Origin of the sequence: Streptomyces sp. NPDC047072 (genome assembly GCF_040643855.1) — a bacterium.
Classification (GTDB): Bacteria; Actinomycetota; Actinomycetes; order Streptomycetales; family Streptomycetaceae; genus Streptomyces.
The window spans coordinates 17185-29894 of record NZ_JBEYVC010000127.1; the positions used below are offsets into that span (position 1 = coordinate 17185).

Consider the following 12710-nt stretch of genomic DNA (forward strand, 5'->3'; position numbering starts at 1 on the left):
TGTGATCGCCCTCTCCCTCGCCGAGATCGCCTCAGTCGTCGGCGGGCAGACGCACGACATACCGGATCCGTCGGTCCAGGTGCACGGGCCCGTCGTCATCGACTCCCGCAAGGCCGTGGACGGCAGTCTGTTCGCCGCCTTCGCGGGGGAGTTCGTCGACGGCCACGACTTCGCGGCCGAGGCCGTCGGGGCGGGCGCCGTCGCCGTGCTGGCACAGCGCCCGGTCGGCGCGCCCGCGATCGTGGTCGAGGACGTCCGGGCGGCCCTCGGCGCGCTCGCCGGTCATGTCGTACGACGACTCGGCGCGACCCTCGTCGCCCTGACCGGCTCCGCGGGGAAGACCAGCACCAAGGACCTGATCGCCCAGGTGCTCCAGCGCAAGGCGCCCACGGTGTGGACCGAGGGCTCGTGCAACAACGAGATCGGGCTGCCGCTGACCGCCCTGACCGCCACCGAGGAGACCCGGTTCCTCGTACTGGAGATGGGCGCCCGCGGCATCGGGCACATCAGCTACCTCACCGAACTGACGCCGCCGAAGGTCGGGCTCGTCCTGAACGTCGGCACCGCCCACATCGGCGAGTTCGGCGGCCGGGAGCAGATCGCCCAGGCGAAGGGCGAGTTGGTCGAGAGCCTGCCGGAGGACGGGGTCGCGATCCTCAACGCGGACGATCCCTTCGTACGGGCCATAGAGTCCCGTACGAAGGCGAAGGTGATCACTTTCGGAGAGTCAGGCGAAGCGGACGTACGGGCCGAGAACGTCCGACTCACGGACACCGGGCAGCCCGCCTTCCTGCTTCACACACCCTCCGGTGCAAGCGAAGTGACCATGCGCCTGTACGGTGAGCACCACGTGTCGAACGCGCTCGCCGCGGCCGCCGTCGCCCATGAGCTGGGCATGTCCGCGAACGAGATCGCCACCGCGCTCTCCGAGGCGGACTCCCTCTCCCGTTGGCGGATGGAGGTCACCGAGCGCCCGGACGGCGTGACGATCGTCAACGACGCCTACAACGCGAACCCCGAGTCCATGCGAGCCGCCCTGCGCGCGCTCGCGGCGATGGCCAAGGGACGTCGTACGTGGGCGGTGCTCGGCAAGATGGCCGAGCTCGGGGACGAGGCGCTCGCCGAGCACGACGCGGTCGGGCGGCTCGCCGTCCGGCTCAATGTCGGCAAGCTCGTCGCGGTCGGGGGCAGGGAAGCGTCCTGGCTGCAACTGGGCGCATATAACGAGGGTTCGTGGGGTGAGGAGTCGGTGCACGTGTCCGACGCACAGGCGGCGGTCGACCTGCTGCGCAGTGAGTTGCGCCCGGGAGACGTCGTCCTCGTGAAGGCGTCCCGGTCGGTGGGCCTGGAGAGCGTCGCCGAGGCGCTGCTGGGCGGCGAGGGTGAGGTTGCCGCCCGATGATGAAGCAGATCCTGTTCTCAGGAGTCATCGGCCTCTTCCTGACCTTGGTCGGCACCCCGCTGCTGATCAAACTGCTGGCCCGCAAGGGCTACGGCCAGTACATCCGGGACGACGGCCCGCGCGGGCACGCCAGCAAGCGCGGTACGCCGACGATGGGCGGTATCGCCTTCGTCCTGGCGACGGTCGTCGCCTACTTCGGCTCCAAGCTGATCACCGGCTACCCGCCCACCTACTCGGGTGTGCTGGTGCTCGGCCTGATGGTCGGCATGGGCCTGGTCGGCTTCCTCGACGACTACATCAAGATCGTCAAGCGGCGTTCGCTGGGCCTGCGGGCCAAGGCGAAGATGGCCGGGCAGCTGATCGTCGGCATCGGCTTCGCGGTGCTCGCCCTGCAGTTCCCGGACGCCCGCGGCAACGCCCCGGCCTCCACCAAGCTGTCGTTCATCACCGACTTCGGCTGGACGATCGGCCCGGTGCTGTTCGTGGTCTGGGCGCTGTTCATGATCCTCGCGATGTCGAACGGCGTGAACCTCACCGACGGTCTGGACGGCCTCGCCACCGGCGCCTCGGTGCTCGTCTTCGGCGCCTACACCTTCATCGGCGTCTGGCAGTTCCAGGAGTCCTGCGCCAACGCGGTCTCCCTGACCAATCCGGGCGCCTGCTACGAGGTGCGCGACCCGCTGGACCTCGCGGTGATCGCCTCCGCGCTGATGGGCGCCTGCCTCGGCTTCCTGTGGTGGAACACCTCGCCCGCCAAGATCTTCATGGGTGACACGGGCTCGCTGGCCCTCGGCGGTGTCCTCACGGGCCTGGCCATCCTCTCCCGCACGGAGCTGCTGGTGGCCCTCATGGGCGGCCTGTTCGTCCTCATCACCATGTCGGTCGTCATCCAGGTCGGCTCCTTCCGGCTCACCGGGAAGCGCGTCTTCCGGATGGCACCGCTCCAGCACCACTTCGAACTCAAGGGCTGGTCCGAGGTCCTCATCGTGGTCCGGTTCTGGATCATCCAGGGCATCTGTGTGATCGTCGGCCTGGGGCTCTTCTACGCGGGATGGGCAGCAGAGAAGTGATCGACCTGCAGGGTAGGCACGTCACCGTCGCCGGGCTCGGTGTCTCCGGCATCCCGGCGGCCAAGGCGCTGCACGCGCGCGGGGCGCACGTCACGGTCGTCAACGACGGCGACGACGCACGCGCGCGTGAGCAGGCCGCGGAGCTGGAGGCGCTGGGCGTCACCGTCCGCCTCGGCGACGGCGCTACCCTGCCGGACGGCACCGAACTGATCGTCACCGCGCCGGGCTGGAAGCCGGACAAGCCGCTGTTCCAGGCGGCCCGCGCGGCCGGCGTCGAGATCTGGGGCGACGTCGAACTCGCCTGGCGGTTGCGCGGCCCCGACGCGGCGCCCTGGCTCGCGATCACCGGCACCAACGGCAAGACCACGACCACCCAGATGCTCGCGTCGATCCTGAAGGCGGCGGGCCTGCGCACGGCCGCTGTCGGCAACATCGGCATCTCCCTGCTCGACGCGGTGCTCGGCGAGGAGCAGTACGACGTCCTCGCCGTCGAGTTGTCCAGCTACCAGCTCCACTGGGCGCCCTCGCTGCGCGCCCACTCCGCCGCCGTGCTCAACCTGGCGCCGGACCACCTCGACTGGCACGGCTCCATGGAGGCGTACGCCGCCGACAAGGGCCGCATCTACGAGGGGAATCGGGTCGCCTGCGTCTACAACGTCGCCGACAAGGCCACCGAGGAGCTGGTGCGCGAGGCGGACGTCGAGGAGGGCTGCCGGGCCATCGGGTTCACGCTGGGCTCGCCCGGGCCGTCCCAACTCGGTGTGGTGGACGGCATCCTGGTCGACCGCGCGTTCGTCGAGAACCGGCAGAAGAACGCGCAGGAACTCGCCGAGGTCTCCGACGTCAATCCGCCGGCCCCGCACAACATCGCCAACGCCCTGGCCGCGGCCGCCCTCGCGCGGGCGTTCGGGGTGCCGGCAGCCGCCGTACGGGACGGGCTGCGGAACTTCACACCCGACGCGCACCGCATCGCCCACGTGGCCGATGTGGACGGGGTCGCCTATGTCGACGACTCCAAGGCCACCAACACGCATGCGGCGGAAGCCTCGTTGGCGGCGTTCGAGTCGATTGTGTGGATCGCGGGTGGGCTTGCGAAGGGGGCGACCTTTGACGAGTTGGTCGCCAAGTCGGCAAAGCGACTTCGGGGGGTCGTGCTCCTCGGTGCGGACCGTGCGCTGATTCGGGACGCGCTGGCGCGACACGCGCCGGAAGTACCCGTCGTCGACCTTGAGCGGACCGACACTGGGGCGATGCGCGCGGCGGTTCGTGAGGCGCGGGGTCTGGCTGTTGCCGGGGACACGGTGCTGTTGGCGCCTGCCTGTGCGTCGATGGACATGTTCACCAACTACAACATGCGCGGCGACGCGTTCGCGGAGGCGGTTCGCGACATCGCGGGCGGCTGACGGCGGGTCTTGACCGGGTCGGGTGCCGCGGGACCCCATTTGGAGGGACGGGTGACTCGATGTGGCCGGTTGTCGTTCGGCTGCGGGCGCGTGGGGGCTGGTCGCGCAGTTCCCCGCGCCCCTAGGGGGTTGGTGGTGAGGCGTGTCCACTAGTCGGACCGGGCGGCCGCCCAGCCAGCGGGCTGTTCGGCGTCCCGCGACCCCCAAGCCCGCACGCGAGAATCCTCTCCTGCGGTTCTATCTGCGGGCGCACAAAGCCTGGGACCGGCCTCTGACCGCCTACTACCTGATCCTCGGTGGGAGTCTGCTCATCACCGTGCTCGGGCTCGTGATGGTGTACTCGGCGTCCCAGATCACCGCGTTGCAGATGTCGTTGCCGGGGTCGTTCTTCTTCCGGAAGCAGTTTCTCGCCGCCTGTATCGGGACCGTGCTGCTGCTGATCGCCTCCCGGATGCCGGTCAAGCTGCACCGGGCGCTGGCGTACCCGATCCTCGCGGGCGCGGTCTTCCTGATGGCGCTGGTGCAGGTGCCGGGGATAGGGATGTCGGTCAACGGCAACCAGAACTGGATCTCGCTCGGCGGCTCCTTCCAGATCCAGCCCAGCGAGTTCGGCAAGCTCGCGCTCGTGCTGTGGGCGGCCGACCTGCTCGCCCGCAAGCAGGACAAGAAGCTGCTGACCCAGTGGAAGCACATGCTGGTGCCGCTCGTCCCGGTCGCGTTCCTGCTGCTCGGACTGATCATGCTCGGCGGCGACATGGGCACCGCGATCATCCTCACCGCGATCCTGTTCGGCCTGCTGTGGCTCGCGGGGGCGCCGACCCGGCTGTTCGTCGGGGTGCTGTCGGTCGCCGCGTTCATCGGGTTCGTCCTGATCAAGACCAGCCCGAACCGGATGGCCCGGCTCGCCTGCATTGGCGCCACCGAGCCCAAGGCGGGCGCCGCCGACTGCTGGCAGGCCGTGCACGGCATCTATGCCCTGGCCTCCGGCGGAATCTTCGGCTCCGGGCTCGGCGCGAGTGTGGAAAAATGGGGCCAACTCCCGGAAGCCCACACGGACTTCATCTTCGCCGTCACCGGTGAGGAACTGGGCCTGGCGGGGACGCTGTCGGTGCTCGCCCTCTTCGCGGCTCTAGGCTATGCGGGTATCCGCGTGGCCGGACGCACGGAGGACCCCTTCGTGAGGTATGCCGCGGGAGGCGTGACCACCTGGATCACCGCGCAGGCGGTGATCAACATCGGTGCGGTGCTCGGCCTGCTGCCGATCGCCGGTGTCCCGCTCCCGCTGTTCTCCTACGGGGGATCCGCCCTGCTTCCGACCATGTTCGCCATCGGGTTGCTGATCGCCTTCGCGCGTGACGACCCCGCTGCGCGGGCGGCGCTTTCGATGCGGCAACCTCGCTTTGGTAGAAAGCGGGCGGGAGGCCCCGCGTCGGGACGGGGGCCTCGGAGATGGAACACGATGCGACGGCGTGCCCCGGTGGCACGTTCGTCCGGAGAGCGGTGAATTTCGGTGCATGTCGTACTCGCCGGTGGGGGGACCGCCGGCCACATCGAGCCCGCGCTCGCCCTCGCGGACGCCCTGCGCAGGCAGGACCCGACCGTGGGCATCACGGCCCTGGGCACGGAGCGGGGTCTGGAGACCCGGCTCGTCCCGCAGCGGGGCTACGAGCTGGCGCTGATCCCGGCGGTACCGCTGCCCCGTAAGCCCACCCCCGAGCTGATCACCGTCCCGGGCCGGCTGCGCGGCACCATCAAGGCCGCCGAGCAGATCCTGGAGCGCACCAAGGCCGACGTGGTCGTCGGCTTCGGCGGCTATGTGGCGCTGCCCGGCTATCTGGCGGCCAAGCGCCTCGGCGTGCCGATCGTGATCCACGAGGCGAACGCCCGTCCGGGCATCGCCAACAAGATCGGCTCGCGGTACGCCGCCCGGGTCGCCGTCTCCACGCCGGACAGCAAGCTGCGGGACGCCCGCTACATCGGCATCCCGCTGCGCCGCACCATCGCCACCCTAGACCGGGCCGCCGCACGCCCCGAGGCCCGCGCGATGTTCGGCCTGGACCCCAACCTGCCGACCCTGCTGGTCTCCGGCGGTTCGCAGGGCGCCCGCCGCCTCAACGAGGTGATCCAGCAGGTCGCGCCCTGGCTCCAGCAGGCCGGGATCCAGATCCTGCACGCGGTCGGTCCGAAGAACGAACTGCCGCACGTACAGCAGATGCCGGGGATGCCCCCCTACATCCCGGTAAGTTACCTGGACCGGATGGACCTCGCGTACGCCGCGGCCGACATGATGCTCTGCCGCGCGGGCGCGATGACCGTCGCCGAACTCTCCGCCGTCGGGCTCCCGGCCGCCTACGTCCCGCTGCCCATCGGCAACGGCGAACAGCGGCTGAACGCCCAGCCGGTGGTCAAGGCCGGCGGCGGACTGCTGGTCGACGACGCGGAACTGACGCCCGACTGGGTACGGGCCAACGTCCTGCCCGTGCTCGCCGACCCGCACCGGCTGTACGAGATGTCCCGCGCCGCCGGTGAGTTCGGCCGCCGGGACGCCGACGAGCTGCTCGTCGGCATGGTGTACGAGGCGATCGCCTCACACCGACGCCAGTAGCCAGGAGAGGGAGTAGGCGTGGCCGGATCGACCACCGCCGAGCGCGGTGAACGCCAGCAGGAGTCGTCCGGCCCGCCTCCTCCCCGGCGGTTGAGGGTGCGTCGGCTTCGTATGATCATCATCCTCGCCGTGGCGCTGGTGCTCCTCGGGGCGGGCTCCGTCTGGCTGTTGTACGGATCCCAGTGGCTCCGTGTCGAACGCGTGACCGTCTCCGGCACCCGGGTGCTGAGCCCCGCGCAGGTGCGCGAAGCCGCCGACGTCCCCGTCGGGGCACCGCTGATTTCGGTCGACACGGAGGCGATCGAAGCCCGACTGCGCCGGAAATTGCCCCGAATTGACGTGGTTGACGTTTCCCGTTCCTGGCCTCATGGAATCGGGCTGAAAGTGACCGAACGTACTCCGGTTCTCCTTGTCCAAAAGGGCAGAAACTTTGTCGAAGTGGACGACGAAGGCGTCCGTTTCGCCATGGTTTCCGAAGCCCCGAAAGGCGTACCCCTCCTCGAATTGGCGCTCTCCCGACCGGGTTCCCGGGCCGCGAGCCTGCGCCGCTTCGGAGAGGACGAGCTGGTGCGCGAGGCGGTCCGGGTCGCGGGTGGGATTCCGGCCGCCGTCGCGCGCGTGACACGTTCCGTCAAGGTGCTTTCGTACGACGACATCTCGCTGGAGTTGACGGGTGGCCGGACCGTCGCCTGGGGGAGCGGCGAGAAGGGCGCGGAGAAGGCCCGTACCCTCACCGCTCTCATGAAAGCCGCCCCGGATGCGCGGCACTTCGACGTCAGCGTTCCCACCGCGCCTGCGTCATCAGGGAGTTGACGCACATCCGCGCAGGCCAGCACCCTGGTTGGGCATCGCTATGGCTGATCACATAGGGTGAAAAGAAAAACGGGAGGTTCGGCGTGTTCGTTGAACGTGCGCCACTTGTCGACTTAGTGTCCTGTTCAGAAGACTCCAGGGAACAGACACACTGGTAACCCTAAACTTCAGCGTTAGGGTTCGGGTCGGCGCTACGGACCGTCCCCATCGGCATCCGTCGTCGGAGCGCGAAGCAGCAGTGCTTTGCCGGTTCGGCGACACGTAACTCGAGGCGAGAGGCCTTCGACGTGGCAGCACCGCAGAACTACCTCGCAGTCATCAAAGTCATCGGTGTCGGCGGCGGTGGTGTCAATGCCATCAACCGGATGATCGAGGTCGGTCTCAAGGGCGTCGAGTTCATCGCCATCAACACCGACGCGCAGGCGCTGTTGATGAGCGACGCCGACGTCAAGCTCGACGTCGGCCGGGAACTCACCCGCGGACTCGGCGCCGGCGCCAACCCGGCCGTCGGCCGCAAGGCCGCCGAGGACCACCGCGAGGAGATCGAGGAGGTCCTCAAGGGGGCCGACATGGTCTTCGTGACGGCCGGCGAGGGCGGCGGCACCGGCACCGGCGGCGCGCCCGTCGTGGCCAACATCGCCCGCTCGCTCGGCGCCCTCACCATCGGCGTGGTCACCCGCCCCTTCACCTTCGAGGGCCGGCGCCGCGCCAACCAGGCCGAGGACGGCATCGCGGAACTCCGCGAAGAGGTCGACACCCTCATCGTCATCCCCAACGACCGGCTGCTGTCCATCTCGGACCGCCAGGTCTCGGTCCTCGACGCCTTCAAGTCGGCCGACCAGGTCCTGCTCTCCGGTGTCCAGGGCATCACCGACCTCATCACCACGCCCGGCCTGATCAACCTCGACTTCGCCGACGTCAAGTCGGTCATGTCCGAGGCCGGTTCGGCCCTCATGGGCATCGGCTCGGCCCGCGGCGACGACCGCGCGGTGGCCGCCGCCGAGATGGCGATCTCCTCCCCGCTCCTGGAGGCGTCCATCGACGGCGCCCGCGGTGTGCTGCTCTCCATCTCCGGCGGCTCCGACCTCGGCCTGTTCGAGATCAACGAAGCCGCCCAGCTGGTCAGTGAGGCCGCCCACCCCGAGGCCAACATCATCTTCGGCGCGGTCATCGACGACGCCCTCGGCGACGAGGTCCGCGTCACCGTGATCGCCGCCGGCTTCGACGGCGGCCAGCCGCCGGCCCGCCGGGACACCGTCCTCGGCTCGTCCTCGGCGTCGGGCCGCCGTGAAGAGCCCACTCCGGTACGGCAGACCGAGTCCCGCCCGTCCTTCGGCTCGCTCGGCAGCGTCACGCCGAAGGAGGACCCGGAGCCCGCGCCCGAGCCGGCCGCCGACCTCCCGGTCGCCCCGCCGGTGCCGCCGTCGCGGACCTACTCCGACAGCGCGGCCGAGGAGCTGGACGTCCCGGACTTCCTGAAGTGATAGGACGGCGCGAGAGCGTGAGCGGCGCGCACTTCGCCTTCACCGACCGGTGGGGCGGGGTGAGCGCCGCTCCGTATGAGGAGCTCAACCTCGGCGGAGCGGTCGGCGACGACCCCGACGCCGTACGCACCAACCGCGAACTGGCCGCCAAGTCGCTGGGCCTGGACCCGGCGCGGGTGGTCTGGATGAACCAGGTGCACGGCGCCGACGTCACCGTGGTCTCCGCACCCTGGGGGCAGCGGCCGGTGCCGGAGGTCGACGCGGTCGTCACCGCCGAGCGCGGACTCGCCCTCGCCGTCCTCACCGCCGACTGCGTGCCCGTCCTGTTCGCCGACCCGTTCGCCGGAGTCGTCGCCGCGGCGCACGCCGGCCGGCCGGGTATGGTCGCCGGGGTCGTCCCGGCCGCGCTACGCGCGATGACCGACCTGGGCGCCGACCCCGCCCGGACCGTCGTGCGCACCGGACCCGCGGTCTGCGGCCGGTGCTACGAGGTGCCGGAGGCGATGCGTGCCGAGGTCGCGGCCGTCGAACCGGCGGCGTACGCCGAGACGAGTTGGGGCACACCCGCGGTCGACGTGGCCGCCGGAGTGCTCGCGCAGCTCGACCGGCTCGGGGTGCGCGACCGGGAGCAGTCGCCGGTGTGCACGCTGGAGTCGGATGATCACTTCTCGTATCGCCGCGATCGCACCACGGGGCGACTCGCGGGATATGTCTGGCTGGACTGATGGGGCATGACGGACCGTAAGGACGAACTCGCCGCGAACCTGGCGAAGGTGGAGGAGCGCATCGCCGCCGCGTGCGCGGCCGCCGGGCGGGGGCGGCAGGAGGTGACCCTGATCGTGGTCACCAAGACCTACCCCGCGAGCGATGTGCGGATCCTGGCGGAGCTCGGTGTGCGCCATGTCGCCGAGAACAAGGACCAGGACGCGGCGCCCAAGGCCGCCGAATGTGCGGATCTGCCGCTGACTTGGCACTTCGTTGGTCAGTTGCAGACCAACAAGGTGCGATCCGTGGTCGGTTACGCGGATCTCGTGCAGTCTGTCGATCGTTCCAAGCTGGTGACGGCCCTGTCGAAGGAGGCCGTGAAGGCCGGGCGCGACGTGGGATGCCTCATCCAGGTCGCGCTGGACGCCGGTGCGAGCGAGCGAGGGGAGCGGGGTGGCGTGGCGCCAAGCGGAATCGAGGAGTTGGCCGAACTGGTGGCCCGGGCTCCGGGGGTGCGGCTCGACGGACTGATGACCGTCGCCCCGCTCACCGGTGAGTACGCGGGACGCGAACAAGCGGCGTTCGAGCGGTTGATGGATTTGTCGACCCACCTGCGCCGAATCCATCCGGCTGCGAACATGGTCTCGGCAGGGATGAGTGCGGACCTCGAACAGGCCGTGGCGGCCGGGGCGACACATGTGCGCGTCGGTACCGCGGTACTCGGAGTCCGCCCCAGGCTCGGGTAACGTCGCCAGGAAGTCGGACCACAGCAGAAAATATGGTCATTACCGCCGGAAGGCGGTCATAACGACCTCGTGGATCGCGGGCACTTGGCACCTCGTCAGTCGATCCACCACAGAGCGGAGGACTCAGAGCATGGCCGGCGCGATGCGCAAGATGGCGGTCTACCTCGGCCTCGTGGAGGACGATGGGTACGACGGCCGCGGTTTCGACCCCGATGACGACTTCGAACCGGAACTCGACCCGGAGCCCGAGCGGGACCGCCGACGGCACGAGCCGTCGCACCAGTCGCACCAGGTGATTCATTCCGAAAGGGACGAATCGGTACGAGTGGTCCAGCCCTCGGTGCCGCGCGACCCGGTGCCCCGATCCGCTTCGCTCGCCGCGGAATCCGGACGTCCGGCGCGCATCGCGCCCGTGGCGTCCATCACACAAGAACGCGCAAGCCTGGAGAAGAACGCGCCGGTGATCATGCCCAAGGTCGTGTCGGAACGAGAGCCTTACCGGATCACCACGCTCCACCCCCGGACCTACAACGAGGCCCGTACCATCGGGGAACACTTCCGTGAGGGCACCCCGGTGATCATGAATCTGACTGAGATGGATGACACAGACGCCAAGCGACTTGTCGACTTTGCGGCCGGTTTGGTGTTTGGTCTTCACGGCAGCATCGAGCGGGTGACGCAGAAGGTGTTCCTGTTGTCGCCTGCTAACGTCGATGTCACGGCGGAGGACAAGGCCCGCATCGCAGAGGGCGGGTTCTTCAACCAGAGCTGAGACAGACAGCCGCTGGACAGCACGGAACAGGGGAGAGGGAAAGAAAGACCATGAGCGTGTTCGCGCAGGTGATCTACATCGCGCTGATGGTGTTCCTCATCGTGCTCATCTTCCGGTTGGTCATGGACTACGTCTTCCAGTTCGCCCGCTCGTGGCAACCCGGCAAGGCGATGGTGGTCGTTCTGGAGGCCACCTACACTGTCACCGATCCACCGTTGAAGCTTCTGCGGCGGGTCATCCCGCCGTTGCGTCTCGGGGGCGTGGCGCTCGACCTGTCCTTCTTCGTCCTGATGATCATCGTCTACATCTTGATCTCTATCGTGGGGAATCTCGCGAGGTGACAGTGGACGATACGGTCTTGCCGACTGCCGATGACTACGTTGAGGTGAAGAGATGCCGTTGACCCCCGAGGACGTGCGGAACAAGCAGTTCACGACCGTCCGCCTCCGAGAAGGCTATGACGAGGACGAGGTCGATGCCTTCCTCGACGAGGTCGAAGCCGAACTGACGCGCCTGCTCCGCGAGAACGAGGACCTGCGCGCCAAGCTGGCCGCGGCCACGCGCGCTGCTGCCCAGAACCAGCAGAACATGCGCAAGCCTCCGGAACAGGACCAGCAGCAGGGCGGTATGCCCGGCCAGGGAATGCCCGGCCAGGGAATGCAGCAACAGGGCATGCCCCAGCAGGGGATGCCCGGCCAGGGGATGCCGCAGCAGGGCATGCGCGGTCCCGGTCCCGGCGCCCCCGTGCCGGCCGGCATATCCGGTCCGCCGCAGCAGATGGGTGGCCCCATGGGCGGCCCGCCCCAGCTGCCGAGCGGTGCGCCGCAGCTGCCCGCCGGCCCCAGTGGCCAGGGTGGTCCGCAGGGTCCCGGTCCGATGGGCCAGGGTCCGATGGGTCAAGGCCCCATGGGCCAGGGCCCGATGGGTCAGGGTCCGATGGGCCAGGGCACGATGGGCGGCCAGCAGATGCAGCAGATGGGCGGCCCGCTCGGCGGTCCCCCCATGGGCGGTCCGATGGGCGGCCCCGGTCAGGGTCCCGGTGGCGACAGCGCCGCCCGCGTCCTGTCGCTGGCGCAGCAGACCGCCGACCAGGCGATCGCCGAGGCCCGTTCCGAGGCCAACAAGATCGTCGGCGAGGCGCGTTCGCGTGCCGAGGGTCTCGAGCGTGACGCCCGTGCCAAGGCCGACGCCCTGGAGCGGGACGCGCAGGAGAAGCACCGCGTCGCGATGGGCTCCCTGGAGTCCGCCCGCGCCACGCTGGAGCGCAAGGTCGAGGACCTGCGCGGCTTCGAGCGCGAGTACCGCACGCGTCTGAAGTCGTACCTGGAGTCGCAGCTGCGTCAGTTGGAGACCCAGGCCGACGACTCGCTGGCCCCGCCGCGTACCCCGGCGACCGCGTCGCTGCCGCCGTCCCCGGCGCCTTCCATGGCTCCGGCCGGTGCGAGCGCGCCGTCCTACGGTGGCAACCCGGGTATGGGCGCCCCGTCTCCGGCGGCTCCCTCCTACGGCGGCCAGCAGCAGATGTCGCCCGCGATGACCCAGCCGATGGCGCCGGTGCGTCCGCAGGGCCCCGGCCCGATGGGCCAGGCTCCCTCGCCGATGCGTGGGTTCCTGATCGATGAGGACGACAACTGACGGCCTCTAGTACGCCTTAGGCTCTCCTCGCACGAGGAGCCCGCATGCCGATGAACCGGCCGACCGCCGCCGCGC

At 69.5% G+C, this 12710-nt stretch carries 12 protein-coding genes; all 12 read left to right on the top strand.

Annotated features, from left to right (window positions below; genetic code table 11):
* Position 1 precedes the first annotated feature (1 nt).
* A complete protein-coding gene (murF, locus tag ABZ896_RS37265; protein ID WP_360939106.1) occupies positions 2-1402 on the top strand; it encodes a UDP-N-acetylmuramoyl-tripeptide--D-alanyl-D-alanine ligase in 1401 nt (466 codons plus the stop codon).
* Positions 1399-2472 carry a phospho-N-acetylmuramoyl-pentapeptide-transferase gene (gene mraY, locus ABZ896_RS37270; protein ID WP_360939108.1) on the top strand — a complete coding sequence of 358 codons (1074 nt, stop codon included), beginning with the start codon at positions 1399-1401 and terminating at the stop codon, positions 2470-2472. Before murF ends, mraY begins: the two co-directional genes overlap by 4 nt.
* A complete protein-coding gene (gene murD / locus ABZ896_RS37275) occupies positions 2454-3875 on the top strand; it encodes a UDP-N-acetylmuramoyl-L-alanine--D-glutamate ligase (RefSeq protein ID WP_360939110.1) in 1422 nt (473 codons plus the stop codon). Before mraY ends, murD begins: the two co-directional genes overlap by 19 nt.
* 142 nt (positions 3876-4017) lie before the next feature.
* Positions 4018-5379, top strand: coding sequence for a putative lipid II flippase FtsW (gene ftsW / locus ABZ896_RS37280; protein ID WP_360939112.1), 1362 nt, complete (start codon positions 4018-4020; stop codon positions 5377-5379).
* A gap of 6 nt (positions 5380-5385) precedes the next feature.
* Positions 5386-6480: an undecaprenyldiphospho-muramoylpentapeptide beta-N-acetylglucosaminyltransferase gene (gene murG / locus ABZ896_RS37285; protein WP_360939114.1), complete on the top strand. Its 1095-nt coding sequence runs from the start codon at positions 5386-5388 to the stop codon at positions 6478-6480.
* An 18-nt stretch (positions 6481-6498) separates the two neighbouring features.
* Positions 6499-7293 (top strand): cell division protein FtsQ, encoded by a 795-nt coding sequence (ftsQ, locus tag ABZ896_RS37290; RefSeq protein ID WP_360939116.1) that lies wholly within the window; start codon positions 6499-6501, stop codon positions 7291-7293.
* 287 nt (positions 7294-7580) lie between these two features.
* Positions 7581-8777, top strand: coding sequence for a cell division protein FtsZ (gene ftsZ, locus ABZ896_RS37295; RefSeq protein ID WP_360939118.1), 1197 nt, complete (start codon positions 7581-7583; stop codon positions 8775-8777).
* Complete coding sequence (gene pgeF, locus ABZ896_RS37300) at positions 8774-9502, top strand: peptidoglycan editing factor PgeF (RefSeq protein WP_360939120.1); 729 nt, start codon at positions 8774-8776, stop codon at positions 9500-9502. Before ftsZ ends, pgeF begins: the two co-directional genes overlap by 4 nt.
* Before the next feature lie 6 nt (positions 9503-9508).
* A complete protein-coding gene (locus ABZ896_RS37305) occupies positions 9509-10228 on the top strand; it encodes a YggS family pyridoxal phosphate-dependent enzyme (protein ID WP_360939122.1) in 720 nt (239 codons plus the stop codon).
* A gap of 130 nt (positions 10229-10358) precedes the next feature.
* The gene (gene sepF / locus ABZ896_RS37310) at positions 10359-11000 is read left to right on the top strand and encodes a cell division protein SepF (RefSeq protein WP_360939124.1); all 642 of its coding nucleotides are present in this window, start codon (positions 10359-10361) and stop codon (positions 10998-11000) included.
* 50 nt (positions 11001-11050) lie between these two features.
* Positions 11051-11341, top strand: a complete 291-nt coding sequence (locus ABZ896_RS37315) for a YggT family protein (RefSeq protein ID WP_217136548.1) — start codon at positions 11051-11053, stop codon at positions 11339-11341.
* A gap of 52 nt (positions 11342-11393) precedes the next feature.
* Positions 11394-12635 (top strand): DivIVA domain-containing protein, encoded by a 1242-nt coding sequence (locus ABZ896_RS37320; protein WP_360939127.1) that lies wholly within the window; start codon positions 11394-11396, stop codon positions 12633-12635.
* Positions 12636-12710: the final 75 nt, after the last annotated feature.